The following is a 25,859-nucleotide window of genomic DNA, read 5'->3' as shown; positions in this document are numbered from 1 at the left end:
AGAAATTTAATGGGAGCAATACTGTTAAAGTAAACAAGGAAGGAATCTAGGGTTTCTTGATGATCCCATACCTAGAAAGTGAAAAATGCAGTTAGCAACTTTTCAAAATAAAATGATCCCATTACTTGAACAGCACATGCGACATTACTTGGCGCAATTTACTGAGAATAAGACTCTTCAAGCGGCAATGCAATATTCGCTTGAAGCAGGTGGTAAACGGATCAGACCTCTTTTGATCATGTTGATCTGTCAAAGCTTAGAAAAAAAGATCGATACAGATGTTTTGAGTGTGGCGGGAAGTCTAGAATTTCTTCACACATACTCTTTGATCCATGATGATCTACCTGAGATGGATAATGATGATCTACGGCGGGGAAAACCGACGAATCATAAAGTTTTTGGTCAAGATATAGCGGTTTTAGCGGGGGATGCCCTCTTAACTGAGGCTTTTGGCTGGTTAGCTAAAACAAAGCTTACGCCCAAAAAACGTATTACTTTGGTAGCTGCACTTGCAAAAGCTGCGGGAGCAAATGGGATGGTCGCAGGCCAAACCGGTGATATCTTAGGTGAAAAGACAACTTTGACCTTGTCAGAGTTGATGCAAGTCCATAAAAATAAGACAGGACAATTGTTGGAATATGCTTGTTTTGCTGGAGCTATTTTAGGTGAAGCAACACCAAAACAAGAACAGGCTTTAGTTACTTTTGGGCAAAAATTTGGTCTAGCCTTTCAGATCTATGACGATATTTTAGATGTGACGTCAACAACAGCCGAATTAGGTAAAACAGCTAATAAGGATGTGGCGGAAAATAAAAATACTTATCCGCTCCTTTTAGGGCTAAAAGGAGCCAAGCAAGCGCTAGTTGATACGTTGAAGCAAGCAAAAGATCAACTTGAGTTTTTGGATAAAAGTGGACTTGAGACTTCTCTTTTGCGTCAAGTGCTAGAGTATTTTAAATTATAAGTAAGGATGTAAGTATGAAAAAAGAACGTGTAGATGTATTATTGGTCAAGCAGGGGCTATTCGAGACACGCGAACAAGCAAAACGTGCAGTTATGGCAGGCGAGATCTTAGGTGAAAATGAGGAACGATTAGATAAACCAGGTGAAAAGATCGATCCAAGTGTCAAATTACATTTTAAGGGTAAAAAGATGCCTTATGTTAGTCGTGGTGGTTTAAAACTTGAAAAAGCGCTCAAAGTCTTTAAACTAAGTACCAAAAATAAGACAGTCCTTGATATCGGTTCATCTACTGGTGGCTTTACTGATGTTGCCTTACAAAAAGGGGCCAAGTTGAGTTATGCCCTTGATGTGGGAACTAATCAATTAGCTTGGAAGTTGCGTCAAGATCCGCGAGTCGTTGTGATGGAGAATACTAACTTTCGCTACAGTAAATTAGAAGATTTTACTGCTGGACGCCCTGATTTTGCGACAATTGATGTTTCTTTTATTTCATTGCAACTTATCTTACCGACTTTACATGCGATCTTAGTGCCAGGTGGAGACGTGGTGGCTTTGATCAAACCTCAATTTGAAGCAGGACGTGAAAAAGTCGGTAAGCATGGGATCGTTCGGGATGAAAAAGTCCATTTAGAAGTGGTCCAAGAGTTGATCGCTTTTGCTGTCAAAGCAGGATATGATGTCTTAGACCTTGATTTTTCACCGATCACGGGTGGGGAAGGAAATATTGAATTTTTAGTCCATTTGCGTGCAACATCAAAGAGTGCAACGATCAACGCTAATGTCGATCCAAGTATGGTGATCAAACAAGCCCATCAAACATTACTTCATCAAAAAGATAAGTAGGTAGGAAGGATGATTTCTCAGTGAGAAAACAAGATAGACAACGAATTATTAAAAAAATGATCCAGGATAATGCGATTTATCGGCAAGAAGACTTTGTTAGTCTCCTTTCAGTTAAAGGAATTGAAGTGACTCAAGCCACTATCTCACGTGATGTAAAAGAGATGCGGCTGATCAAAGTACCGACGCCAGATGGGTCGTATCGGTATAGTTTACCGACGACCAAGAAGGATAATACCGAAAAAAAACTAAGGAAAGTTTTGCGTGACGCCTATCTTGTTTCTGACTGTCATCGTGATCTATGTATGGTCAAAGTTTTGCCTGGTAATGGGCCCGCGCTTTCGAGTTTGATCTCGCAAATGAACTATGATGAAGTTTTTGCTACTTTAGGTGATGATGATACGATCATGCTTTTTGCACGCTCAAATGAAGATGCGTTGCAGATCGAGCGTAAATTATTGGCTTTGATCGATGATAAATAGGACTTTTAGATTTTGGGAAAGGAAAAACTGTTACTCTTAGCAACAGCAGGAAAGTACTTTGTTACAAGAATTAATGATCCGTGATTTTGCAATTATTGATCAGTTGACCGTCGATTTTGGAACGAATATGACGGTCTTGACTGGTGAAACTGGGGCTGGTAAGTCCATCATTATTGATGCTTTAGGTCTACTAGCAGGTGGACGCGGCTCGAGTGATTTTATCCGCAAGGGAGCTAATAAATCATTGCTCCAAGGACAATTTACTATCCCTAAAGCAACTCGAACATATGAGCTTTTAGATGAATTTGGGATCGAATGTGAAGATGATATTTTGATCTTACAACGCGATATTTATCGCAGTGGCAAAAATGTTTGCCGAATAAATGGCGTTTTGGTCAATCTAGGCACACTTCGGCAGGTGGGGCAAACATTGATCGATATCCATGGGCAAAATGAGCATCAAGAATTGATGGATCCTGAGCGTCATTTAGCTCTAGTCGATAATTATCAGCCTGAGATCTTAGCTAAATTAGCACAATATCAGATACTTTATGCCAATTATCGCCGTCTTTCTCAGGCACTAGAGCAACGTGAGAAAAATGCACATGAGTGGGCGCAAAGACTTGATATGTTACAATTTCAAGTTAATGAGATCAGTGAGGCGCAGCTGCATGAGGGTGAAGAAGAAGAGCTCCAAGAACAAAAACGTCAATTAGATAATTATCAAACGATCCATCACGCGTTAGAGATGAGTTATCAAGCACTGAATGGTGAAGAATTAGATGTGATGAGTGTTCTAGGAAATGTCATGAGTGAGTTAGAAGACGTGGCTGAGTTCAATTCTGAATTAGCTACGATCTACGAAAAGGTCTCTGATGCTTTCTATAATCTACAAGATGTAGCGCATGAAGTTTCAGGGCAATTAAGTGATCTGGAGTGGGATGAAGAATTGTTAAATTCCATCGAAGCACGGCTTGAAACGATCCATCAACTCAAGCGTAAATATGGTGATTCGATCGAAACGATCTTGGCTTATTACGATAAGATAAAACGCGAACTTGAAACGATGCAACAAAGCGATGAAAACTTAGAACAGCAAGTCGAGCAGGTCAAAGAAGCTCATAGCAAGGCAAAAAAATTAGCGTTAGAGATCAGTGAGTTGCGTAAGCAGACTGCTAAACGGCTTGAAGCTGAGATCCATCAGCAGTTGAGTGCACTATATATGGATAAAGCTGTTTTTGAAGTGCGATTTTTACCGGCGAATGGACAATTGACTGAAACTGGCCTTGATCGGGTCGAATTTTATATTCAAACTAATCCCGGAGAAGAAATGGGGGCTTTAGCAAGGATCGCTTCTGGTGGTGAATTATCGCGGATCATGCTCGCGCTAAAGACGATCTTTGCTCAAAATAAAGGTGTGACGAGTATTATTTTCGATGAGGTCGATACTGGGGTCAGTGGACGTGTCGCACAAGCGATCGCTGAAAAGATCAGCCAGATCGCAACTAATTCGCAGGTGCTGTGTATCACCCACTTGCCACAGGTCGCAGCTGTGGCAGACCACCATTATTTTATTGCTAAACATGTAGCCAATGGGCGGACTGAAACTTCGCTTACGATCTTAAATGATAAAGAACGGATCGAAGAACTAGCCCGGATGCTGTCAGGTTCTTCGATCACGACTTTGACACTAGAACATGCAGAAGAACTGCTAAAAATGGCTAAGGAAGGTAAATAGTTCTAAAAGATGCACTTTGAGGCATCTTTTTTTTGGAATTAAAAAAACTAGAAGTCTTTAAACTCCTAGTTACTAAAATACCGACTTTAGATCATATCACGGTAGAGTCCGATGACTTTGCCTAAAATTACGACATTATCCAAGATGATCGGATCCATCGTTTCATTTTCAGGTTGTAATCTAAAATACCCGTCTTCTTTGTAGAATCGCTTGCATGTTGCCTCATCGTCTTCGGTCATGGCGATCACGATATCACCATTGTCAGCAGCAGACTGTTTTCTAACGATAACTTGATCACCATCTAAGATCCCAGCATCGATCATGCTTTCACCACGGATGTTCAACATGAACAAATCATTGGCATCACTTAAATTAGGTGGTAATGGAAAGTAATCAGTTGTTTCTTCAACAGTTAAGATCGGCATCCCTGCGGTCACAGTTCCGATGACTGGGATCTCATTTAAAGTAGTTTTGATCCCTAGAGCTTCTAGACCAGCAAGGGTAACTTCCATTGCCCGTGGCTTAGTAGGATCTTTTTTGAGAAAACCTTTCTTAGTTAAGCGTGCTAAATGACCGTGTACAGTTGAGGTCGAAGAAAGTGAGACTGCTTGACAGATCTCGCGCACAGTCGGTGGATAACCTTTGCTCTCAACTGTATTGTAGATAAAACGCAAAATATTTAGCTGTCTTTTTTCGGATGCTTTTGTCATTTTGAACACCTCAATACATTTCTATAGGGTAATTATAACATAGAAAATCAGCAGTTACAAACAAGCGTTTGCTTTATCGAAAAGAAAGCGACTAAACTAATGACTTTCTTAAAATTTTGAGCTAGAATATAGAAGATAGATCATCTTGGAAAAGAGGAATTTAATATGGAAAAAGACGAAACATTAGAACAAACGTCAGAAAAGACGGAAGCAAAAAAAAGTGCGATCCCACAAGAGCTGATCGATCGTATCAATGAATTGTCTAAAAAGAAAAAAGAAGGCACACTAACAGAAGCTGAAAAAGAAGAGCAACAAGAATTGCGTAAGACTTACTTAGCGATGTTTAGAGAAAACTTCCGTAGCCACGTAGAAATGTTACAAGTCTACGATAAAGATGGCAATGAAGTTACTCCAGAAAAGGTGAAAAAGATCCAACGTGAACGTGGTTTGCGTGATAATTAAAGCTGTTTAGCGCTTTATTTTTAAGGATAATTTGTGTAGAATAAGTAGTTGAATGAATATAATGAGAAGGGGGTGCTGGAATGTCTACTGGAATTTGGATCGTACTTGTAGTCTTAGCGCTTATCCTTGGCTTTGTTGGTGGTTTCTTTGCTGCTCGTAAGTACATGGAAGACTATTTGAAGAAAAATCCGCCGATCAATGAACAGATGTTGCGGACGATGATGATTCAGATGGGGCAAAAGCCTTCTGAAAAGAAACTTCATCAAATGATGGCTTCAATGAAGCAAAATATGTCTAAAAAATAATTTAAAACTAAAAATAGGTTGTGACTTATGTGTCCAACCTATTTTTAGTTATTTTTTTGTTGCAGGATCGATGTAGTGGAAGCTTGGATCGATCGCTTTGTCCAGTTTGGTAAAGGCTTGTTCCATTTCATTGATGATCGCTGCTTGGGTCTCATCGGTCAACTTAGTTTTGCGATCAACATAGATCGGTCCACCAAAGCGAACAGTTGTCTTTTTACGGCTAAATAAAGCTTTTAAAGTCAAAGGGCCTTGATAAACAGCGGGAATGATCGGGACCCCAGTCATTTTAGCGATCAAAACGACGCCCCCTTTCATTTCCTGTGAATGCCTAGTCCCAGAAGGAAACATGATCAAAGAAAGATCACTTTTTTTTAGTAACTTAACTGGCGTCTTGATCACAGAGGGACCAGGATTTTTTCGGTCGACCGGAAAAGCGTTGGCATGTTTTAAGATAAACCGCAAAATTGGATTTTTGAAAAGTTCTTCTTTTGCCATGAAGCTAAACTTTTTGGGAGAAGCTGCTAGGGCAAAATACAAGGGATCAAACCAAGTGCGGTGTGGGCCAACCAAAATATAATTTCCTGAAGGTAAGTTTTCCTTGCCCTCAAAGTTTGGTTTACCGTTGATCAGATAAACAAGAAACCTAACCAGGCCTCGAATAAATGAATAAAACATGGTGTTTACTACTATAGATTGTGAGATATTTGAAAGTTCTATAGTCTTCCTTTCTTAGATAGTACTGCTGCTAGCCTGTTCACAGTTTAACTTTCAAGGGGCTTTAATACTTGGACAGTACTATTTATTTATTATATATTTTTTAGTATGCTAAATTTAGCTTAAAATTGCAAGTCACGTTAAGAGTAAAAGAAGGTGTTTTGATTTGAATAAAATCGAATTGAAAGAAGATGAACGGATCGACCAGCTATATGCTAACGATATCAAAATAATTCAAAGTTCAAAAGTTTTTTCTTTTTCTTTGGATGCAGTGTTACTAGCTCATTTTGCCGAGCCAACTAAAAAAGAAAATGGCAAGGTAGTCGATCTTTGCGCGGGCAATGGAGCAGTTGGTCTATTTTTAACAAGTAAAACTAAGGCTTCGATCGCGGCTGTTGAGATCCAACCTAAATTAGCTGAAATGGCTAAACGTAGTGTCAAATTAAATTCTTTAGAACAACAGGTGACCGTTTTGAATCTTGATTTAAATGACTCGTTGAAATATTTGAAAAAAGATAGCTTTGATACGGTCACATGTAATCCACCATACTTTTCAGATCTTCCGACTAGTAAAAAAAATCCTAATCCATATCTGGCGTTGGCTCGGCATGAGATCACGGTGACTTTAGCTCAAACGATCGAGATGAGTAGTGCGCTTTTAAAAACTAAAGGTAAAGCTTATTTTGTTCATCGTCCAGACAGGCTTTTTGAGATCTTTGAATGTATGCAAAAAAATCGGTTAGCCCCAAAGAAAGTCCAGCTAGTCTATCCTAAAGAAGGGCGTGAAGCTAATATGGTCTTAGTCGAAGCGATCAAGGATGGACGTAAAGGTGGTTTGCGCTTTTTACCTCCGATCACAGTTTATCAAGCAAATGATGAATATACACCTGAGATGAGAGGGATTTTATATGGAACAGCGGGCTAAACAGTATTTTTTCTATGTTTTACGCTGTGCTGATGCCACTTTTTATACGGGCTTTACGACTGACCTCAAGCAGCGTTTAATGACGCATAATAGTGGACGAGGAGCTAAATATACCCGCGTTCGGCGTCCTGTGAAAATGATCTATCATGAACAATTGGCGACTAAAAGTTTGGCACTGAAAAAAGAATACGCGTTCAAACAACTAACACGCCAGCAAAAGGAATGCTACTTACGCGAACATGGAGTTGCTGAGAAATATTTGTTAAAATAGACTTATGCTATAGTAAAAGTTGAAGTGCTAGCTTTAGATTTGAAGTTAAAATGTGAGATCATCAAGAAAAAGCTAGCTAAAATTCAAGAAAGGAATGCTGCATTTCTTCATTTAGATCCACATTTGGTGCAGCAGTTCGTTATGAAGTTTATTGCTTATAATGTACGTCAAGATGAACGTGCTTATTTTGAAAATTGGTCTCAAGAAAATAATATTGAAATAAAATTAGTTGCAGATGAAGTTACATCTAAAAACTTGAGCTTGTCTAAGGGGTACGATGCTGTCATCAGCTTTCAAACTGGTACCTATCCCGCTGAGTTTTTTGAGACTCTAGCTAGCTATGGCATCAAAGATGTTTCGATCAGAAATGTTGGGGTCGATAATTTAGACCTAGCTGAAGCTAAAAAATATGAGATCGCTGTAACTAATGTGCCGGCCTATTCGCCCAATGCGATCGCTGAATTTTCAGTAGCGATCTTGCTCCAATTGTTGCGTAATCAAAATATTTTCCGCAAGCGAATGGCTGCTAATGATTATCGCTGGGCTCCTTTTGTTGGTAAAGAGATCAGAGCTTTGACGATCGGGATCGTTGGAACAGGACGGATCGGTAAAGTAGCGATCGATATTTATAAGGGCTTTGGAGCTAAGATCTTGGCTTTTGACCCGTATCATGATCCTAAATTGGAAAGTGAAGGTATCTATATTGATACGCTAGAAGATCTAGTAGCTAAAGTGGATGTGTTGACCTTGCATATGCCAGGTTCTGACAAAGATGGCCATTTGATTGATGCTAAAATGATCGAAAAAATGAAAGATGGTGCTTATATCATCAATACGGCTCGCGGCTCTTTGATCGATGCTAAAGCTTTACTTACTGCTTTAAAGAGTGGCAAGTTAGGTGGTGCTGGTTTAGATACGTATGAATTTGAGACACCGATCTTTAACCATGATTTAAATGAAACGGGTGTTAAAGATGAGCTGTTCAAAGAGTTAGTTGCTTTAGATAACGTTGTGATGACGCCACACATTGCTTTTTACACTGAAACAGCTGTTGAAAATATGGTAAATATCGCATTAGATTCAGCTAAATCAGTGATCGAGACCGGAACAGCTCCGACCTTAGTTCAAACAAAATAAGCTTGATTTTTTAACAGAAACAATTGCAATTGCTCTAGGAGTAGGTTATAATATCAAAAGTGCCTATAAAGGTACAATTCACACCTTATGCGATGGTCAAAAGAGTGCTCATTTGAGTTTTTTGATCGTTGAACATAGGGGAGGATAATAAAAACTATTTTGGAGGTTAATTGTAATGGCTGTTATTTCCATGAAACAATTACTTGAAGCTGGTGTACATTTTGGTCACCAAACACGTCGTTGGAACCCTAAGATGAAGAAGTACATCTTCACAGAACGTAATGGTATCTACATCATCGACTTACAAAAAACGGTTAAGTTGATCGATGATGCTTACGATTTTATGAAAGATGCTGCTGCTAACGATGGTGTTATCTTGTTTGTTGGTACAAAGAAACAAGCACAAGATGCGATCGAAGAAGAAGCAAAACGTGCAGGTCAATACTACGTGAACCATCGTTGGTTAGGTGGTACTTTGACAAACTGGAACACGATCCAAAAACGTATCAAACGTCTAAAAGAGATCAAAGCAATGGAAGAAGATGGCACATTTGAAGTGTTACCTAAGAAAGAAGTTGCTTTATTGATCAAAGAACGCGATCGTCTTCAAAAATTCCTTGGTGGTATTGAAGATATGCCACGTATCCCTGATGTATTGTTCATCGTGGATCCTCGCAAGGAACGTATCGCTGTTAAGGAAGCACAAAAGCTTAACATTCCTATCGTTGCTATGGTCGACACAAATGCTGATCCAGATGAAATCGATGTTAAGATCCCATCAAACGACGATGCTATCCGTGCCGTACGTTTGATCACATCTAAGATGGCAGATGCAATTATCGAAGGTCGTCAAGGCGAAGATGATGCACCTGTTTCAGAAGAAACTTTCCAAGCTGCTAACGGCGAAGAAGTTGAATCCATCGAAGAAATCGTTGAAGTTGTTGAAGGCAACAACGATACAGATGCTGAATAGTTAATAAACTTAGGCTGTCTCAGGTTTTAGGTAGGCATTTTGGCCTTAGTCTTGAGATGGCCTTTTTTTAAAATTATGGTTTGAATACACCATGGTGTTTATACCACAAAAGTATTTTAAATTAATCACTCTAAGGAGGCCACTAGGCTATGGCAAAAGTTACTGCTGCTCAAGTAAAAGAATTACGCGAAAAAACTGGCGTAGGTATGATGGATGCTAAGAAAGCTTTAGTTGCTGTTGATGGCGACATGGACAAAGCTATTGATTTCTTGCGTGAAAAAGGTATGGCAAAGGCTGCTAAGAAGAGCGACCGTGTTGCTGCTGAAGGTTTAGCTGATGTTGAAGTTGTAGGTAACACAGCTGCAGTTGTTGAAATCAACGCTGAAACAGACTTTGTTGCTCAAAACCAACAATTCAAGGACCTTGTAAAACGTGTTGCAGGTTTGATCGCAGAAAATAAACCAGCTGACTTAGAAGCTGCTTTGGCTATCAAGACTGACAAAGGTACGATCAACGAAGAAATCATCGAAGCTACACAAGTTATCGGTGAAAAGATCACATTGCGTCGTTTTGAATTAGTTGAAAAAGCTGACAATGAAAACTTCGGTGCTTACCTACACATGGGTGGTAAGATCGCTGTTTTAACTGTGGTTGAAGGTGCTGATGAAGTGGCTGCTAAAGACGTTGCAATGCACGTTGCAGCTATCAATCCTAAGTACGTGAACCGCGACCAAGTGCCTGCTAGTGAAGTAGAACACGAAAAAGCAGTTTTAACTGAAGAAGCTAAGAACGAAGGCAAGCCTGAAAATATCATCGAAAAGATGGTTGCAGGTCGCTTGAACAAGTTCTTTGCTGAAGTTGCTTTGGATGATCAAGCATTTGTTAAGGACCCAGACTTGACAGTTGCTAAATTCATGGCTTCTAAAGACGGAAAGGTCAAAGCCTTTGTTCGTTACGAAGTTGGTGAAGGTATCGAAAAGAAAGCTGATAACTTTGTAGAAGAAGTTATGAGCCAAGTTAAATAACACACGCTTATTTTAACGCCAGGACCCTTGATATATCAGGGGTCCTTTTTTTGTACTTATGGGAAAAATACATTCAGTGGGCAAATGGTGGGCAGAAAAAAATGATCACGTTATGTGTGATGCCACCCGAATAAGTATGCGTGCTGTTTTTAATTATTGCGCGCAGTAAAGAAAACGAGAAGCTTAGCATAGTACTTGACAGTAGTAGCTTTTCGGAAGAAAATTTAGTTAGTTTTAGTATAATGGACATCTATGGACAATAATATTTTTAGAGAAAGTATTGATATTTTAGATAAGTGTTGGAAATAAAAAAATTAGATTTAAATAAATAGGGCAAGATTTTTAAAAAGATGAAGTAATGACCAATTTGATCTAGCAGCTATTGTTTAAAACTAAGACCGGTTATGTAATTATGGAATGAACTTATTAAGCTATTTAATAATAATTTATTTCTAGTGTGGTATTACTCAAATTCTGGATCATTTCGTTCTTCCTCGAGCTTGTTGCCTATCTTCTAGGTGCTTTAGTCTTTTGCGCTGTTTTTATAGAGCACTATTTTCTGAGAACATAATGATAATTTGTGATGTATTTAACACAACGGTTCGCAATTCATAGTATTTTTAGGTAAAATAGAAAAAGAAGTTTTTAGTCAGAATAGTTAGGGGTCATAATAATAATGTTAAAAGATTTAATTGGACGCACTATCACTGCCATGGTCATTGATGAAAATGCAGACTATGTTTTTGCTCAAAAAGAAGGAATGACATTTAAGATCGCCAAAAGTGAACTTTTGAAGTTACCGAAACCAGGAGCTATGATCTCAGGCTTTGCTTATGAAAATGAAGCTCATGAATTACAGTTAACTAAAAATGAGCCTAAGAGTGGTTTTGATCGTTATGCCTGGGGAGAAGTAAAAAAGGTCCAACGTGGCTTAGGGGTTTTCGTTGATATTGGTTTACCTAACAAAGATATTGTAGTTTCGACCGATGCTTTACCTGAATTGCAAAATCTTTGGCCTAAAGCAGGTGACCGTTTGATGATCGCTTTACGTGTAGATGATAAGGGACGGCTCTGGGGCGAATTAGCTACAATGGAGATGTTTAAAGCTGTAAGTGATGTTGCAAGTCAAAAGATGATGAATAAAGATGTGATCGCAACGATCTATCGTTTGAAGATGGTGGGTTCATATGTTATCACTAAAGATTATCAATTAGGCTTTATTCATCCGTCAGAACGTGATCAAGAACCACGTTTAGGCCAAGTAGTCAAGGCCAGAGTGATCGGAATAAGACCAGACGGGACATTGAATCTTTCATTGCGTCCCCGTGCTTATGAAGCTATCAGTGATGATGCCCAAATGCTTTTAGCCGCTTTACAACATAATGCAGATGGGCGTTTGCCATTTACAGATAAGAGTGATCCGGCTGAGATCAAAGTCTATTTTGGGATCAGTAAAGGTCAATTTAAACGCGCAGTCGGACATTTGATGAAAGCTGGTTTAGTTGTGCAACGAGATGGATATTTGATTTTAGTCAAATAGAGGATAGAAAGGAAGATGACCTTGGATCAGTTAGCAAAGATCGAACAAAAGTTACATGCACAAGGCTTTAAGTTAACGCCTCAAAGAAAGGCAACGATCGCGGTGTTACTTGAGCATCAAACTAGGCATCTTTCGGCCGAAGAGGTTTATTCTTTACTCCATCAAAAACATCCTGAAGTTGGTTTAGCAACTGTATATCGTACATTGGACGTTTTAGCCGAGATCCAGATCGTCAATAAGATCAGTTTTGAAGATGGGATCGCTCGCTTTGACCTAAAAACAAGTGATAAGGGACACTTTCATCATCATCTTGTCTGTAGTGTTTGTGGTAATGTAACTGAGATCTATGAAGATATGTTGATCGACGTTGAAGAACGGCTCGCACGGCAATATCATTTTGAAGTTACAGATCATCGGCTGACTTTTTTGGGTATTTGTCAAGATTGTCAACGAAAACAAGTGATCAAGGAAGTGAAAGACGATGCCACCAACAGCTGAAGTGATAGCTGATTATTTACACTATCTTAGGGTCGAACGTGGTTTATCTAAAAATACACTTTTGAGTTATGGACAAGATCTGCGCCAGTTTGCGGCATTTTTAGAACAAAAAAAAATTACGCTGACTCAGGTCGATCGTGATCTGATCATGTTGTATCTAGAGAGCCAACTACAACATCAAAAAGCCAGAACTTCGCTCAGTCGTTGTATTACGAGTTTAAGACGCTTTTTTCGTTATTTGATGCAAGAAAAACTCGTCACTAAAGATCCGATGCAACTGATCGAATTGCCTAAAAAAGAAAGCCATCTACCAGAAGTATTGTCAATGTCTGAAGTTGAAATGTTGCTTCAAACACCAGATGTAAAAAAGCCGTTGGGGTTACGTGACCGTGCGATCTTAGAATTGATGTATGCGACTGGTTTGCGAGTCAGTGAAGTCATCAACTTAAAATTAGCTGATCTGCATTTAGAATTAGGGATCGTCCAAACGTTAGGTAAGGGGCAAAAAGAACGACTCGTTCCGATCGGAGATACAGCTGTAATGTGGGTCCAGCGCTATTTAAAAACGGCGCGTCCTAAGTTATTGAGAACACCAAATGATTATTTATTTGTAAATTTTCATGGAAATCAATTAACTCGTCAGGGGATCTGGAAAAATTTGAAACAGCAGGTCAAATTGGCGGGGATCAAGAAAAATGTGACACCACACACGTTGCGACATTCATTTGCGACCCATATTTTAGAAAATGGAGCTGATCTGCGGATCGTCCAAGAACTATTAGGCCATGCAGATATTTCAACAACGCAACTCTATACGCACTTATCTAAGAAGCGCTTAGCTAAGATCTATAATGAAGCTCATCCGCATGCGTGATTGTCTTTCGCATGAATTTGTGGTAATCTAGCATAATCAGAAGAGCAATTGGCTATTGGAGGAAAAAATGCTTTATAAATATAAAAGCGACTATGAAAAAATCGCAATGGGATTATTATCGTTTATCCCTGATTTAAAAGAGTTCGCTAATTTGAAGACGGAAATTGAATGGTACGAAGCTGACAGTTCCCATGTGCTATATTTATGGAAGAATGAGAATCGTGATTTTGTTGGTGTTTTAGGGACCGAAATAAATGAAGATTTTATCATGATACGTCAAATAGCAGTAACACCAACGGAAAGAAGTCAAGGGTTGTGTTTTTTGATGCTAGATGACTTAGCCGAACTTTATCCAGATAAGAAAATCATGGGTAATATTGAAGCTTCAGCCTTGATAGCTAAATGGGAGCACCATAATGAAAAATGAAGCGACGCCAAATGTAAAAGGATTACTATTTAAAGTTCCTGATTTTGAAGGACCTTTAGATCTATTGTTGCATTTGATCAAGAAAAATCAAATGGATATCTATGATATTCCAATGGCTGAAATAACTACCCAGTATATTGACTATTTGCACCAGTTAAAGGAAATGCAATTAGATGTTGCTGGGGAGTATTTGGTTACAGCTTCAATGCTGGTCAATATCAAAAGTAAAATGCTTTTACCAAATGAGCAAGCTAGCTTACAAACCGATGATGAAATCGAAGATCCACGTGAAGGTTTAGTACAACAATTGTTATTACATCAAACATTTCAAACGGCTGCTCAAAATATGCGTGGCTATGCTGATGAAAGAATGAAGCTGTATCCGCGTGAACAAGCACTTGTACCAGCTGATGCTAGTTTAGGTAAACTTGACCCTGATAGTTGTGATATAACCGCATTGCAAAAAGCTTTTGCGCGCTTGATACTCAAACGTAAGGTCCAAAAACCCGTCATGCGCAAGATCGAATCCGAACGTTATTTTTTAAAAGATCAGATCTCGCGGGTCGAAAAATTGGTCAAACAAGCAAAAGAGCCACTCGAATTTGATGATCTATTTGCAGCAAACGCAGCCTTAGAGTTAGTGGTGACGACCTTTTTAGCACTTCTTGAATTGGTCAAACAAGGAGTGATCAAAGCCACGCAAGAAGATATTTTAGGACCAATAAAGTTAGTAAGTGGTGAAGTAAATGCTATCTAATCAAGCTAAAATAGAAAGTTTGCTGTTTGTAAGTGGAAATGAGGGAATAACAGCGCGCGAGCTTTCCCAGTTGACGGGGATCATGAAGCCGGCTGTCTTAGAGCAGTTAGCTTTGATCGAAAAAAAATATAAACAGGACGCCAATACTGCCCTAAAGTTGATCCATGCAGAAGAGCGTTATCGGTTGGTGACCAAGAAAGCTGTAACTGAGCTAGTTAAACAGTATTTTGAATCACCAGCAATGACGGAATTATCATCAGCTGCCTTAGAAACGCTGGCTGTAGTGGCTTATAAGCAGCCTGTGACTCGGATCCAGATCGATGAGATCCGGGGAGTGCAATCAAGTGGAATGTTACAAAAGTTGTTGGTGTTAGATCTGATCAAAGAAGCTGGACGGATGGATGCTCCTGGGCGTCCGATCATGTATGCAACGACGGAAAATTTCCTTAATTATTTTGGGATCGAGTCACTAGCACAGTTACCCGAATTACCACAAGACGACGAAAAAAATGAAGCTACTTCAGATGATCTGATGTCATTATTTAACGACGCATTAGATGACGAAGAGTAGTTGAAAGTGAAAGGAAAAAAACTGCAGTTGTTGCAGTAGGTGACTAAAAATGGCAGAACGACTGCAAAAAGTAATGGCAAACGCTGGGGTAGCTTCTCGGCGTGCCAGTGAAAAAATGATCTTGGCTGGACGAGTTCGAGTTAATGGGAAGGTCATCAAAGAATTAGGTCAAAAAGTTGACGGAAATGATGTGATCGAGGTCGATGGACACTTGATCGAACGAGAAGAAAAGGTCTATTACCTTTTCTATAAGCCACGTGGTGTCATCAGCGCGGCTAAAGATGATAAGGGCCGTAAAGTGGTGACGGATTACTTTACTGATCATAGCGAACGCGTTTATCCCATTGGCCGGTTAGATTATGACACTTCTGGTCTGCTTTTATTGACCAATGATGGAGAACTTGCTAATCGTTTGATGCATCCGCGTTATAAAGTTAATAAGACCTATGTAGCTAAGGTCAAGGGGCTCGTTCAAAATGAGGCTTTAAAGCAATTACGCGTAGGTGTACGTTTAAAAGATGGCAAAAAGAGTGCTCGGGCTAAGGCTAAGCTTTTGTCTTTAGATAAAAAAAATGATACATCGATCGTATCATTGACGATCCATGAAGGGCGAAATCATCAGGTCAAGAACATGCTTCAAGCTGTCGGGCATCCGGTCAAGAAACTCAAACGTGAAACATACGGCTTTTTGACTCTAGCTGGGTTGACCTCAGGACAATATCGTGAGTTGACACGTGAAGAAGTAAAAGCCCTTTATGAGCTGGGAAATAAGTAAGTTACTTGTTTTTTAAAAGGTAGTATGTTAAACTAGCTGTGAAAATATTTTAGGTTTATCTTCAGGGCAGGGTGTAAATCCCGACCGGCGGTAAAAGTCCGCGACTCCTCGTTTATTGCGGGGACTGAACTGGTGTGATCCCAGTACCGACAGTTAAAGTCTGGATGAGAGGAGATAGGGTTTTATATACATGGGTGGAGTGGATACTTTACCGATGAAATAGGCCGCTGTTGCTCAAGATGAACAACAACGGTCTATTTTTGATATAGGATCTACTGTGAGATGGACCTCTTAGGAGGAATTAGTTTTGACAGTAAAACGTTGGGTAGTAGCAGCATGCTTGGCTGCTATTTCGTATCTTTTGATGTTTCTATCATTTGTGATAGTTCCGATCGTACCGTTTATGAAGTTAGATTTTTCGGATATTCCGATCTTACTAGCTTTCTTCATTTTGGGACCATTAGGTGGGCTACAGGTCGCATTTTTACGCTCCTTGTTGTATTTTATGATCTCAGGACCGTCATTACCGCAATTGATCGGAGTCAGCCTGAGTTTTGTGGCTACGTTAGCGTTTTGTTTACCACTTTACTATTTGCTTAAAAACAAGTCATTAATATGGCAAAGTGTTGTGAGAGCTATTTTAGGGGCAACATTGAGCTTAACAGTTATGTTAGCTTTACTTAACTGGCTCGTGACGATCCCGCTATATATGAGCTTGTTAGGGATGAAATTAAATATTCCTTTGGGACAGATGATCTTATTTGGGGTCGTACCATTTAACTTGATCAAGGGGATCGTGATCGGTACAACTTTTATTTTGATCTATAAAAAGTTAAGTGTTTGGATCGAACATAAAAAATATCTTCATCCATAGTAAAAGATCACATAGCGAAATCATTTTGGTATGGGTCTATTCAGTTAGAGAATATAAAATCTAAACAGTATAAAAATATCCGATCAAATTTCATTTTTGGGAAATTTGATCGGATATTTTTAATCTAAGCTAGTAGCTTTTCAGCCTACTTATTAAGAATTAGTCGTTATTATTTGCTTGGTGAGCAGCTAATTTTTCAGCATAGCGCTTATTACCTTTGTATAGTTCATACATGGTCCAGATCAAAAGCGCTGCGATCACAACGGTCAAAGCATAGGCGATCCCGTTAGCTAATTGAAGTTGAGCAGCCGATGGATCATCACCGAAGAAACCAGCTACCGCATCTGGTAAGCCCTTGAAATCAAGGATCGTTAATACTAATACGGAGAGCCACCCAAGAACTTTGACCCAAAGTGAGTTTTTGAAACGTTCGCCCATTTCAGCTTTACTATTTGTCATCATCAATAATGGTAACATTGAAAATGGTAAGGCTAAGGACAAGAATACTTGAGAATTGATCATCAAGTTGTTGAGCGCTTCATGTTCTTGTTCAGCGCTTTGACCAGCTGAAAGTGAAACACAGATCAAAACTGGGATAACGGAGATCAAGCGTGTGATCAAACGACGTGCCCAAAGTGGCATCTTCAAATGAACAAAACCTTCCATGATAACTTGACCAGTCAATGTACCTGTGATAGTTGAGTTTTGACCAGAAGCAAGCAAGGCAACGGCAAAGAGCACAGAAAGGATCCCAGATTTAGCGACCGAGATCAAGAGTCCGTTGCTAAGCATTGATGTATCAGATAAAGCTTCGTAAAGACCAAAGAATGATGGATCATCTACGGCACCGCTTTTGAAGACCGCAACCCCCATGATCAAAAGTAATGAGTTAACGACAAAAGCAGCACTTAATTGGATGTTAGAATCCCAAGCTGAGAAACGTACGGCTTCGGCAACGTCTTCTTCATTGTTGTGATCGATCTGACGAGTTTGGGAAACAGCAGAGTGCAAGTACAAGTTATGAGGCATAACTGTCGCACCGATGATCCCTAAAGCACCGTTCAATGGTGTCATACCATGAACTTCAGGAGAAGTTGCAAAAGTCTGTGAAGTAGGGATGAAACCTGCAAAGACCGCACCCCAATCAGGATTAGATAGTGCAACTTGGTAGGTGAAGACGAACAAGATAACTAAAATTAAAGCAACAACGATCGCTTCGATTTTTCTAAAACCGATTTTTGTCAATAAAAGCAAAAGTAAAACGTCAAATACGGTAATAAATACAGCAAATACTAGTGGGATACCAAATAAAAGATATAAAGCGATCGCAGCCCCGATAACTTCAGCGATATCAGTAGCCATGATAGCTAACTCAGTCAAGATCCATAAAATGATCCCGAGCGTCTTACCTGTTCTGGCACGGATCGCTTGGGCTAAGTCCATCCGGCTCACGATACCAAGTTTGGCAGCCATGTATTGTAAAAGCATCGCGATCAAACTTGACATCAAGATAACGGACATTAATAGGTATTGGAAGTTTTGTCCACCGGTGATGGAGGTTGACCAGTTACCTGGATCCATGTAACCTACCGCAACTAAGGCACCTGGGCCAGAGTAGGCAAACAAGGTCCGCCAAAATCCTTTCCCTTTAGGCACTGTAACAGTACCATTGATTTCCTCTAATGAGGGACCATTCGCATATTCAACGAGTTTGTGTTTTTTATCCACAATAAAAACCGTCCTTCCTTTTTTAGGTACTTAGACATTGTACACCTTATTAAGTCAAATTAAAAGTATTTTTTAGGTGCACCTTACAAAAAATATTTTTAACCTAACTTATGTTGCTTGAAACAAATTTAAAAGAATTATTCAGATTTAGCAAAAAAATATCAAATTTAGCGTATATTATAAGTGAAGACTTTTAATGTGAGGTGAGTATATGGATTATGGATCAGAAAAATGGCTACTTTATTTCTCCGAGAGTCAGCCGAGACGCCCAGCTGTTATTCGCCAACTCTTGAGTAACCATTTAACAACTTCGGCTTTATTTTGGGGGAGGGCATATGGACTTTTGGATATTATCGCTTTACCACTAGATGTAAATAATTTCGAACCTACATTAGATGAGTTATGTCAAAAAAAGTTGCTATTGGAGACTTCTAAGGGGATATGCTTGACTGTTAAAGGTAGATCACGGGTCGAAGAATTGAAAAATAAGCACCAATTTTTGCGCGAACCAGCCTTTTTTAATGGGTTTGATCTTAAAGGATGGGAAAAGCAATTTTATTTATTGGTTCAAGTTGCGTCAGAATTGAGTTATCAAAACAATAAATATTTTGCGATCACCAATGATCTTAAAGCGCAGCAACTTTTCAAAAACTGGTTCAGACGATATGGAAAAACTACCTTATTAGGAGAAATAACTACATCATTGACCGATTTTTTAGCACATGAGCCTGAATTGAATGCGCAACTTTTTTGTGAGCAATTAACTGGACACGGGCGTTTAGGTCAGACTAAAGCGCAATTAGCTAAAAGCTATCAACTACAAATAGCTGAGATCGAAGTAGGATGGCGTGATCTGTGTGCCCGATATGCTAAATATTTGCTTGATCAAAACTTTGAGCTGGCAAAACTTGTTATGCCTTATAAACGTCTAACTAACTTGCCGGCTAGTACAGAAAAGACCTATTCTTTGTTTTTAGCGGGTAAAAGTATTGAAGAGATCGCAGATTTACGAAAAATACGGAAGAGTACAGTTCAAGAACATCTCTTGAATGTAGCTATTTTAGCGGATGATTTTCCAAGAGAACGGTTATTGTCACCAAAGATCAAAAAACAGATCATGGATTTTTTTGCAAGCTGTCCGGTCTTAGACTGGAAGTTTCAACAATTACATGAAAGCTACCCTGAGATCTCATTTTTTGAGTATCGTTTATGCCAAATAGAAAGGATAATTGCAAGTGAAAGAAAAGCTTGAAGCCATCTTGAAAAATGGATTTGGCTATCCAACATTTAAAACTGGCCAAAAAGAGACGATCGAGTCTTTATTGGCTGGCAAAGATACTTTAGCTATTTTGCCGACGGGAACAGGAAAATCTCTGTGCTATCAGTTTGTAGGAAAATACTTAAAGCGTTCAGTATTGATCGTTTCACCACTGATATCACTGATGCAAGATCAAGTTGAACAACTACAATTCAATGGTGAAAAAGCAGTGGTGGCTCTAAATTCACGCTTGAGTTTTGCTGAGAAGAGATTTGTATTACAAAATATTGCCAGTTTCAAGTATATCTATGTTTCACCGGAAATGTTAGGCTCGGCTGAGGTTTTGAGCGCACTTGGCCAATTAGAGCTAGGGCTATTTGTCATTGATGAAGCCCATTGTATTTCGCAATGGGGTCCTGATTTTCGACCTGAGTATTTAAATTTAGGCAAAATCAGAAAAAAGCTACATAGACCACTAACTCTAGCTTTGACTGCAACGGCAACCTCTAAAGTAGCACAAGATATAACTACAAGTCTGGGATTATCGCAAACAGGAAATGTGATCCGGTATCCCGTTGATCGCTCCAATATTTATCTAGGGGTACAAAATTTTGCAAATGAGCAAAAAAAACTTGATTATCTCCTAGCATTACTGCCTAAGCTAGCTGGGAAAGGGATCGTCTATTTTTCAAGTAAGAAGAAAGCTGATGAAATAAATGAAAAGTTGGTGACTAAGGGATTTAAGAGTGCAGTTTATCATGCTGATCTAGAGCTTACAGAACGTTTTTTGGTACAACAACAGTTTTTAAATGATCAATTAGATGTTATTTGTGCGACTAGTGCTTTTGGGATGGGGATCAATAAGCCTAATATCCGTTATGTGATCCACTACCATATACCAAATGATCTTGAAGCTTATGTACAAGAGATCGGACGTTGTTCGCGCGACGGTAGACCAGGGATCGCAGTGTTATTATATGAACCTAGCGACCTAAAACGTCAGGAATTTTTGATCGAAAAAACTTTGCCTAACTCCCAACAGATCAAGTATTTCATTAAACACCAAGAATTGCTCCAAAATTTCCCCAGTGAAGAAACACAATTGTTAGCCCGGCTGTTAGCTAATGGTTATCAAAAAGATCAGATCGAAATACTAGTGAAAAAACGTCAAACTGAGCGTAACGATGCCTTACAAAAAATGTACCAATATCTTAAAACTGGTAGCTGTAAACGTCAATTTATCGCACAATATTTTGGTGATAGAGTTGAAAACGTCCATAGCTCAGACACTTGTTGTGGAGCTGATCAACCACTTCCATTAGAAAAACTTGGTTTGTTAGGAGAGTCCGTAGTAAGAGCGGATGGAAAAAAGGAACAGGACTATCGCGAGATCTTACAGCAATTGTTTAAAGAAACCTAACTAATGAGAACTTCAAGCGATTATTTATATATTTTTAGGAGTATTTATGCTATTATATTCTGTAATATTAGTAGTTTTGTGAGTACTATGAGCTAATTATAAAAACAAGCTATAACTTATGAATGTTAGCTAAAAAGTTAGAATGTGGAACTGACATTTGATTACTTTGATATTGTTTTATATTGTTATCGGCGGTATCATAAATTTATATAGCAAACTCTAAGATATATTATGTTTTATAGTTGCTTCTAAACTATATAGTTTGCCATGCATATATGACATTAGCAGTAATAATAATTTTTAGAAAGGAAAAAACTATATTTCTTTTTGATCGTGAGACTAAGTGATCTTAGTAACATGATTCCATATTTATATAGTGGGGATTTTAATAAAAATGAGTCGAAAGAATAACGACCACACCAAAAAGCCTTGGGAAAAGACCTTTGAAGAGATAAAAGATGATAAGGGAAACTACTCGCGAAGAGCTAGTCGACAGAGCAATAGACGAAACACGATGTTGACAACGATCTTATTAGGCGTTTTTGTAGTCATCATTATCAGTACGATCGTATTTTATTTTGTTTCACAACGGGCTTCTAAGCAAACTGTAAGTAACGATGATTCGATCGAAGTGGTCTCTTCAAGCGAAAAAAAATCTGTAGCAAAGAAGAGTTCAAGTAAAAAGAAGACTACAAAGAAAAGCTCAGATACTCGGTCTGACAGCACATCACAAGCAGTAGCACCACAAGATACAACCCAAGCACAAGCAAGTAGCGAACAGCCTGCAGATCACGAAAATCAAGCCAATGCTGAACAACATGCATCCGAAAGCTCACAAGAATCGCAACATTCAGAAGAACACTCTTCAGAACAATCTTCCCAACAAGAGCAGTATATCTCTGTTCCGGCAGGTCAAGGCTTGTATCGGGTCGCGGTCAATAATGGTTTGACGCTAGATCAGTTATTACAGTTGAATCCAGGTTTAACAGCTAATTCGAGTATTTCACCAGGACAACAGATCCGTGTAAAATAAGCTTTAGAATAATAAAAGAGAGGAAAAACAATAAAAATGTGTCCTTATTTTTCTTGGGACACATTTTTATATGTTTAAATGGGATATATTATAGTATGCAAACAAAAATGCAAATTGCGATCGATGGTCCTGCTTCTGCAGGTAAAAGTACCGTTGCAAAGTTGGTCGCTAAAAAATTAAATTACATTTATTGCGATACAGGTGCAATGTATCGCGCCACAACTTGGAAGGCACTACAAATGGGTGTTTCACTAGATGACGATCAAGCTCTAGGAAAAATGCTTGAAACGATGGAATTAAGCTTTAAGCCTAACGAGCCAGAACAATTAGTATTTGTCGATGGGACAGATGTGACTACTGCGATCAGGTTGCCAGAGATCACTAATAATGTTTCACTTGTCTCAGCTCAACCTAGCGTGCGCAAAAATTTAACTGAGCGTCAGCAACAGATTGCAAGTGAAGGTGGGATCGTGATGGATGGGCGTGATATTGGTACAACTGTTTTGCCAAATGCTCAAGTAAAGATCTTTTTAGTTGCGAGTGTACACGAAAGAGCTTTACGTCGCTTTAAAGAAAATCAAGCTAAGGGTATCGATACACCATTAGCTAAACTAGAAGCTGAGATCGAAGCGCGCGATTATAAGGACTCACACCGTGAAGTTTCGCCATTGATCAAGGCAGATGATGCGATTTTATTAGATACTACTTCACTAGATATTGCGCAAGTTACCGATGAAATCATGAAAATTGTTAAAAATACAGAGAAATAGGTAATTTAACTAGCATTTTGAACTGCTTTCAGTTAAAATGGTTATTAGAGTTAGTCGTTAAGGAGGACAAAGTCCATGAGTGAATCAGAAAACAAGGATTTATTAGAAGCTTTAAACAGCGTTAAACCAGTTAAGGTTGGCGACGTTGTCAAAGGCGAAGTGTTGGCATTTGATGATAAAAAGCAAGTTATCGTAGGGATCGAAGGCACCGGTGTTGAAGGTGTTGTTCCTGCACGCGAATTGAGCGTTAAAGCAGACGAGATCGAAGATAACATCAAAGTTGGCGATGTGCTTGACTTGGTTGTTATCTCTAAGATCGGTTCTGACAAAGAAGGCGGTAGCTACTTATTATCACAACGTCGCCTCGAAGCCCGTAAAGTATGGGATGAAATCGAAAAGAAATTTGAAGCAGGTGAAACACTCACAGTTCCTGTAACTCAAATTGTAAAGGGTGGCTTAGTTGTTGACGCTGGCGTTCGTGGCTTTGTCCCTGCATCAATGGTTTCTGACCATTTTGTTGAAGATTTCAACCAATACAAGGGTCAAGAACTTGAACTTAAGATCGTTGAGATAGAACCAAGCGAAAACCGTTTGATCTTATCGCATAAAGAAATCGTTCAACAAGAACGTGAAGCTAAGAAACAAGAAGTTATGTCACAACTTGCAGCAGGCGATGTGCTTGATGGTAAAGTTGCACGCTTAACTAACTTTGGTGCGTTCATCGACCTTGGTGGCGTTGATGGCTTAGTTCACGTTTCTGAAATTTCTTACGAACGTGTAGGCAAGCCTTCTGATGTCTTGAAAGTTGGCGAAGACGTTAAAGTTAAAGTGTTAGCTGTTGATCCTGAAAAAGATCGCATTTCACTTTCTATCAAACAAACATTGCCACAACCTTGGGACGATATTGAAGAAAAAGTTGCTGAAGGCGACGTTCTTGATGGTAAGGTAAAACGTTTGACAAGCTTTGGTGCATTTGTTGAAGTATTCCCAGGTGTTGAAGGCTTGGTACACATTTCACAAATTTCACACAAACATATTGCTACACCAAATGAAGTTTTGACATCAGGCCAAGACGTTAAAGTCAAGGTCTTGAATGTTAACGGTGAAGATCGTCGTTTAGCATTATCCATCAAAGCTTTACAAGAAAAACCAGCAGCTGATAAAAAAGAAGTTGAAGTTGTCGAAGAAGAACATGTTGAGATCCCAGAAGAAGATACAGGTTTTACTTTAGGTGACTTAGTCGGTGACGACTTGAAAAATGAAGACTAATCTCACGTATTGAGATTCATTTTGACTGGCCCAAGCGTAAAAGGTTTTGGGTCAGTTTTTTTGCTAAAACATTACTATAAGGAGTGAATTAAAATGGCTAATCCAGTCGTTGCGATCGTTGGACGTCCGAATGTAGGGAAATCAACGGTTTTTAACCGGATCGCTGGTGAGCGGATCTCTATCGTTGAAGATACCCCTGGTGTGACCCGTGATCGTATTTATGCGAAGGGCGAATGGCTCGGACAACCCTTTAATTTGATCGATACAGGTGGGATCGATATGGGGGATGAACCATTTTTAGCCCAAATTACCGAGCAAGCTCAAATCGCGATCGATGAAGCTGATGTGATCGTCTTTGTGACTAGTGTCAAAGAAGGGGTCACAGATGCTGATGAAAAAGTAGCAAAGATTTTGTATCGAACTGATAAACCAGTTATTTTAGCGGTAAATAAAGTGGATAATCCTGAACTTAGAAGTGAGATCTATGATTTCTACTCATTAGGTTTTGGCGACCCAATGCCACTTTCTGGAACTCATGGGATCGGTACTGGTGACCTATTAGATAAGGTCTGCCAGGCATTTCCTAAAGATGGAGCTAAAGAACAGGACGATTCGATCAAATTTAGTTTCATCGGTCGACCTAATGTGGGTAAATCTTCTTTAGTCAACGCAATTTTAGGTGAAAACCGCGTGATCGTCTCTAACGTTGAAGGGACAACACGGGATGCGATCGATACGAAATTTGTTGCTGAAGATGGAACGGAATTTACCATGATCGATACTGCAGGGATCCGTAAAAAAGGCAAAGTTTATGAAAATACGGAAAAATATTCTGTTTTACGGGCCATGCGTGCGATCGATCGTTCTGATGTGGTTTGTGTTGTTTTAAATGCTGAAGAAGGCATTCGTGAACAAGATAAACATGTAGCCGGCTATGCACATGAAGCGGGACGTGGGATCATCATCGTTGTCAATAAATGGGATACTTTGAAAAAAGATAATCATACGATGAAAGAGTTTGAAAAGACGATCCGGCAAGAATTCCAGTATTTGAGTTATGCGCCGATCGTGTTTGTTTCCGCTAAGACTCATCAACGCTTAGAACAATTACCAAAATTGATCGAGCGGGTAAATCACAACCATGAACGTCGCATCTCATCGGCTGTTTTAAATGATGTTATCATGGATGCGATCGCGCATAATCCAACCCCAACAGACAATGGGCGCCGCTTACGGGTCTACTATGCGACTCAAGTGGCAACTAAGCCACCAACATTTGTCGTCTTTGTAAATGATCCAGAATTGATGCATTTTTCATATGAACGTTTCTTGGAAAATCAGATCCGAGCAGCATTTGATTTTGAGGGGACACCGATCCATGTGATCGAAAGACGACGAAAATAAAAAATTGATATGCTTCCCTAGAGTATTCGCAGAATCTATTATTTCTGGGTCCACTCTAAGGGGAGCATATAATTTACGCCACCTTTTCAATCAAAAAATGGGTGTCCGTCAACTGA

The 25,859-nt window shown here is 39.2% G+C and carries 28 protein-coding genes and 1 riboswitch; of the genes, 25 read left to right on the top strand and 3 right to left on the bottom strand.

What is annotated here, in order from left to right:
* Nucleotides 1-85 precede the first annotated feature (85 nt).
* Genes CPS94_RS03990 through recN form a run of 4 tightly spaced genes read left to right on the top strand, consistent with a single transcriptional unit; the run spans nucleotide 86 to nucleotide 4,023 of the window.
* Nucleotides 86-964 (top strand): polyprenyl synthetase family protein, encoded by an 879-nt coding sequence (locus CPS94_RS03990; protein ID WP_112194920.1) that lies wholly within the window; start codon nucleotides 86-88, stop codon nucleotides 962-964.
* A gap of 14 nt (nucleotides 965-978) precedes the next feature.
* Nucleotides 979-1,806, top strand: coding sequence for a TlyA family RNA methyltransferase (locus CPS94_RS03985; protein ID WP_112194922.1), 828 nt, complete (start codon nucleotides 979-981; stop codon nucleotides 1,804-1,806).
* Nucleotides 1,807-1,826: 20 nt separating this feature from the next.
* Nucleotides 1,827-2,285, top strand: a complete 459-nt coding sequence (locus CPS94_RS03980; protein WP_112194924.1) for an arginine repressor — start codon at nucleotides 1,827-1,829, stop codon at nucleotides 2,283-2,285.
* A gap of 58 nt (nucleotides 2,286-2,343) precedes the next feature.
* Nucleotides 2,344-4,023: a DNA repair protein RecN gene (recN, locus tag CPS94_RS03975; protein WP_112194926.1), complete on the top strand. Its 1,680-nt coding sequence runs from the start codon at nucleotides 2,344-2,346 to the stop codon at nucleotides 4,021-4,023.
* A gap of 86 nt (nucleotides 4,024-4,109) precedes the next feature.
* On the opposite strand, the gene lexA is transcribed toward recN, so the two are convergent.
* Entirely contained in the window at nucleotides 4,110-4,733 is a 624-nt protein-coding gene (gene lexA, locus CPS94_RS03970) for a transcriptional repressor LexA (protein WP_004047608.1), read from the bottom strand.
* Nucleotides 4,734-4,898: 165 nt separating this feature from the next.
* Here lexA and CPS94_RS03965 point away from each other — a divergent pair, with 165 nt between their 5' ends.
* Complete coding sequence (locus CPS94_RS03965) at nucleotides 4,899-5,195, top strand: DUF896 domain-containing protein (protein WP_112194928.1); 297 nt, start codon at nucleotides 4,899-4,901, stop codon at nucleotides 5,193-5,195.
* An 80-nt stretch (nucleotides 5,196-5,275) separates the two neighbouring features.
* On the top strand, nucleotides 5,276-5,500 hold the full coding sequence (locus CPS94_RS03960; protein WP_004047611.1) for a YneF family protein: 225 nt from the start codon (nucleotides 5,276-5,278) through the stop codon (nucleotides 5,498-5,500).
* Between the two features lie 48 nt (nucleotides 5,501-5,548).
* Here CPS94_RS03960 and CPS94_RS03955 read toward each other — a convergent pair whose 3' ends face one another.
* Entirely contained in the window at nucleotides 5,549-6,175 is a 627-nt protein-coding gene (locus CPS94_RS03955; RefSeq protein ID WP_056958638.1) for a lysophospholipid acyltransferase family protein, read from the bottom strand.
* Between the two features lie 205 nt (nucleotides 6,176-6,380).
* On the opposite strand from CPS94_RS03955, the gene CPS94_RS03950 reads away from it, so the two are divergent.
* The 13 genes from CPS94_RS03950 to CPS94_RS03890 all read left to right on the top strand — a co-directional run bounded on the left by CPS94_RS03950 (nucleotide 6,381) and on the right by CPS94_RS03890 (nucleotide 16,861).
* Entirely contained in the window at nucleotides 6,381-7,139 is a 759-nt protein-coding gene (locus CPS94_RS03950; protein WP_004047615.1) for a tRNA1(Val) (adenine(37)-N6)-methyltransferase, read from the top strand.
* Nucleotides 7,123-7,410 (top strand): GIY-YIG nuclease family protein, encoded by a 288-nt coding sequence (locus tag CPS94_RS03945; RefSeq protein WP_004047616.1) that lies wholly within the window; start codon nucleotides 7,123-7,125, stop codon nucleotides 7,408-7,410. The genes CPS94_RS03950 and CPS94_RS03945 overlap by 17 nt, the downstream gene beginning before the upstream one ends.
* 141 nt (nucleotides 7,411-7,551) lie before the next feature.
* Entirely contained in the window at nucleotides 7,552-8,547 is a 996-nt protein-coding gene (locus CPS94_RS03940) for a D-2-hydroxyacid dehydrogenase (protein WP_162626459.1), read from the top strand.
* Nucleotides 8,548-8,722: 175 nt separating this feature from the next.
* Nucleotides 8,723-9,520 (top strand): 30S ribosomal protein S2, encoded by a 798-nt coding sequence (gene rpsB / locus CPS94_RS03935; RefSeq protein WP_004047620.1) that lies wholly within the window; start codon nucleotides 8,723-8,725, stop codon nucleotides 9,518-9,520.
* A 149-nt stretch (nucleotides 9,521-9,669) separates the two neighbouring features.
* Nucleotides 9,670-10,545, top strand: a complete 876-nt coding sequence (gene tsf, locus CPS94_RS03930) for a translation elongation factor Ts (RefSeq protein ID WP_010688964.1) — start codon at nucleotides 9,670-9,672, stop codon at nucleotides 10,543-10,545.
* Nucleotides 10,546-11,221: 676 nt separating this feature from the next.
* Nucleotides 11,222-12,085, top strand: a complete 864-nt coding sequence (locus CPS94_RS03925) for a CvfB family protein (RefSeq protein ID WP_112194932.1) — start codon at nucleotides 11,222-11,224, stop codon at nucleotides 12,083-12,085.
* Nucleotides 12,086-12,100: 15 nt separating this feature from the next.
* Entirely contained in the window at nucleotides 12,101-12,583 is a 483-nt protein-coding gene (gene fur, locus CPS94_RS03920) for a ferric iron uptake transcriptional regulator (RefSeq protein WP_004047625.1), read from the top strand.
* A complete protein-coding gene (xerD, locus tag CPS94_RS03915; protein ID WP_112194934.1) occupies nucleotides 12,567-13,457 on the top strand; it encodes a site-specific tyrosine recombinase XerD in 891 nt (296 codons plus the stop codon). Before fur ends, xerD begins: the two co-directional genes overlap by 17 nt.
* A gap of 67 nt (nucleotides 13,458-13,524) precedes the next feature.
* Nucleotides 13,525-13,884 (top strand): GNAT family N-acetyltransferase, encoded by a 360-nt coding sequence (locus tag CPS94_RS03910; RefSeq protein WP_112194936.1) that lies wholly within the window; start codon nucleotides 13,525-13,527, stop codon nucleotides 13,882-13,884.
* Nucleotides 13,874-14,641, top strand: a complete 768-nt coding sequence (locus tag CPS94_RS03905) for a segregation and condensation protein A (protein ID WP_112194938.1) — start codon at nucleotides 13,874-13,876, stop codon at nucleotides 14,639-14,641. Before CPS94_RS03910 ends, CPS94_RS03905 begins: the two co-directional genes overlap by 11 nt.
* The gene (gene scpB, locus CPS94_RS03900) at nucleotides 14,631-15,212 is read left to right on the top strand and encodes an SMC-Scp complex subunit ScpB (RefSeq protein ID WP_004047631.1); all 582 of its coding nucleotides are present in this window, start codon (nucleotides 14,631-14,633) and stop codon (nucleotides 15,210-15,212) included. The genes CPS94_RS03905 and scpB overlap by 11 nt, the downstream gene beginning before the upstream one ends.
* 49 nt (nucleotides 15,213-15,261) lie before the next feature.
* Nucleotides 15,262-15,987, top strand: a complete 726-nt coding sequence (locus CPS94_RS03895; protein ID WP_056958628.1) for a pseudouridine synthase — start codon at nucleotides 15,262-15,264, stop codon at nucleotides 15,985-15,987.
* 53 nt (nucleotides 15,988-16,040) lie between these two features.
* Nucleotides 16,041-16,167: riboswitch (FMN riboswitch) on the top strand.
* 127 nt (nucleotides 16,168-16,294) lie between these two features.
* On the top strand, nucleotides 16,295-16,861 hold the full coding sequence (locus CPS94_RS03890; RefSeq protein ID WP_112194941.1) for an ECF transporter S component: 567 nt from the start codon (nucleotides 16,295-16,297) through the stop codon (nucleotides 16,859-16,861).
* A 159-nt stretch (nucleotides 16,862-17,020) separates the two neighbouring features.
* Here the strand turns inward: CPS94_RS03890 and CPS94_RS03885 are convergent, their stop codons facing one another.
* Nucleotides 17,021-18,589, bottom strand: coding sequence for an Nramp family divalent metal transporter (locus tag CPS94_RS03885; protein WP_112194943.1), 1,569 nt, complete (start codon nucleotides 18,587-18,589; stop codon nucleotides 17,021-17,023).
* Nucleotides 18,590-18,800: 211 nt separating this feature from the next.
* Here CPS94_RS03885 and CPS94_RS03880 point away from each other — a divergent pair, with 211 nt between their 5' ends.
* From CPS94_RS03880 to der, 6 genes are all read left to right on the top strand, one after another.
* The gene (locus CPS94_RS03880) at nucleotides 18,801-19,841 is read left to right on the top strand and encodes a helix-turn-helix domain-containing protein (RefSeq protein WP_004047638.1); all 1,041 of its coding nucleotides are present in this window, start codon (nucleotides 18,801-18,803) and stop codon (nucleotides 19,839-19,841) included.
* Nucleotides 19,825-21,267, top strand: coding sequence for a RecQ family ATP-dependent DNA helicase (locus CPS94_RS03875; protein WP_112286373.1), 1,443 nt, complete (start codon nucleotides 19,825-19,827; stop codon nucleotides 21,265-21,267). Before CPS94_RS03880 ends, CPS94_RS03875 begins: the two co-directional genes overlap by 17 nt.
* A 394-nt stretch (nucleotides 21,268-21,661) precedes the next feature.
* The gene (locus CPS94_RS03870; protein ID WP_004047641.1) at nucleotides 21,662-22,300 is read left to right on the top strand and encodes a LysM peptidoglycan-binding domain-containing protein; all 639 of its coding nucleotides are present in this window, start codon (nucleotides 21,662-21,664) and stop codon (nucleotides 22,298-22,300) included.
* Between the two features lie 95 nt (nucleotides 22,301-22,395).
* On the top strand, nucleotides 22,396-23,070 hold the full coding sequence (gene cmk / locus CPS94_RS03865) for a (d)CMP kinase (RefSeq protein WP_004047643.1): 675 nt from the start codon (nucleotides 22,396-22,398) through the stop codon (nucleotides 23,068-23,070).
* 75 nt (nucleotides 23,071-23,145) lie between these two features.
* Nucleotides 23,146-24,339 carry a 30S ribosomal protein S1 gene (gene rpsA, locus CPS94_RS03860; RefSeq protein ID WP_004047645.1) on the top strand — a complete coding sequence of 398 codons (1,194 nt, stop codon included), beginning with the start codon at nucleotides 23,146-23,148 and terminating at the stop codon, nucleotides 24,337-24,339.
* 93 nt (nucleotides 24,340-24,432) lie between these two features.
* Nucleotides 24,433-25,743 carry a ribosome biogenesis GTPase Der gene (gene der / locus CPS94_RS03855; protein ID WP_004047646.1) on the top strand — a complete coding sequence of 437 codons (1,311 nt, stop codon included), beginning with the start codon at nucleotides 24,433-24,435 and terminating at the stop codon, nucleotides 25,741-25,743.
* Nucleotides 25,744-25,859 lie beyond the last annotated feature (116 nt).

It is taken from the genome of Ligilactobacillus murinus, from assembly GCF_003288115.1.
Lineage (GTDB): Bacteria > Bacillota > Bacilli > Lactobacillales > Lactobacillaceae > Ligilactobacillus > Ligilactobacillus murinus.
This window is presented reverse-complemented; position numbering and strand designations above follow the sequence as displayed.

Coding starts and splice junctions, on each gene's coding strand:
- CPS94_RS03985 (WP_112194922.1), top strand. CDS start 979: ATGAAAAAAGAACGTGTAGATGTATTATTGGTCAAGCAGGGGCTATTC.
- lexA (WP_004047608.1), bottom strand. CDS start 4,733: ATGACAAAAGCATCCGAAAAAAGACAGCTAAATATTTTGCGTTTTATC.
- CPS94_RS03925 (WP_112194932.1), top strand. CDS start 11,222: ATGTTAAAAGATTTAATTGGACGCACTATCACTGCCATGGTCATTGAT.
- rpsB (WP_004047620.1), top strand. CDS start 8,723: ATGGCTGTTATTTCCATGAAACAATTACTTGAAGCTGGTGTACATTTT.
- scpB (WP_004047631.1), top strand. CDS start 14,631: ATGCTATCTAATCAAGCTAAAATAGAAAGTTTGCTGTTTGTAAGTGGA.
- xerD (WP_112194934.1), top strand. CDS start 12,567: ATGCCACCAACAGCTGAAGTGATAGCTGATTATTTACACTATCTTAGG.
- tsf (WP_010688964.1), top strand. CDS start 9,670: ATGGCAAAAGTTACTGCTGCTCAAGTAAAAGAATTACGCGAAAAAACT.
- CPS94_RS03895 (WP_056958628.1), top strand. CDS start 15,262: ATGGCAGAACGACTGCAAAAAGTAATGGCAAACGCTGGGGTAGCTTCT.
- CPS94_RS03965 (WP_112194928.1), top strand. CDS start 4,899: ATGGAAAAAGACGAAACATTAGAACAAACGTCAGAAAAGACGGAAGCA.
- CPS94_RS03910 (WP_112194936.1), top strand. CDS start 13,525: ATGCTTTATAAATATAAAAGCGACTATGAAAAAATCGCAATGGGATTA.
- rpsA (WP_004047645.1), top strand. CDS start 23,146: ATGAGTGAATCAGAAAACAAGGATTTATTAGAAGCTTTAAACAGCGTT.
- CPS94_RS03945 (WP_004047616.1), top strand. CDS start 7,123: ATGGAACAGCGGGCTAAACAGTATTTTTTCTATGTTTTACGCTGTGCT.
- fur (WP_004047625.1), top strand. CDS start 12,101: ATGACCTTGGATCAGTTAGCAAAGATCGAACAAAAGTTACATGCACAA.
- CPS94_RS03880 (WP_004047638.1), top strand. CDS start 18,801: ATGGATTATGGATCAGAAAAATGGCTACTTTATTTCTCCGAGAGTCAG.
- CPS94_RS03940 (WP_162626459.1), top strand. CDS start 7,552: ATGAAGTTTATTGCTTATAATGTACGTCAAGATGAACGTGCTTATTTT.
- cmk (WP_004047643.1), top strand. CDS start 22,396: ATGCAAACAAAAATGCAAATTGCGATCGATGGTCCTGCTTCTGCAGGT.
- der (WP_004047646.1), top strand. CDS start 24,433: ATGGCTAATCCAGTCGTTGCGATCGTTGGACGTCCGAATGTAGGGAAA.
- CPS94_RS03990 (WP_112194920.1), top strand. CDS start 86: ATGCAGTTAGCAACTTTTCAAAATAAAATGATCCCATTACTTGAACAG.
- CPS94_RS03955 (WP_056958638.1), bottom strand. CDS start 6,175: ATGTTTTATTCATTTATTCGAGGCCTGGTTAGGTTTCTTGTTTATCTG.
- CPS94_RS03870 (WP_004047641.1), top strand. CDS start 21,662: ATGAGTCGAAAGAATAACGACCACACCAAAAAGCCTTGGGAAAAGACC.
- CPS94_RS03960 (WP_004047611.1), top strand. CDS start 5,276: ATGTCTACTGGAATTTGGATCGTACTTGTAGTCTTAGCGCTTATCCTT.
- CPS94_RS03905 (WP_112194938.1), top strand. CDS start 13,874: ATGAAAAATGAAGCGACGCCAAATGTAAAAGGATTACTATTTAAAGTT.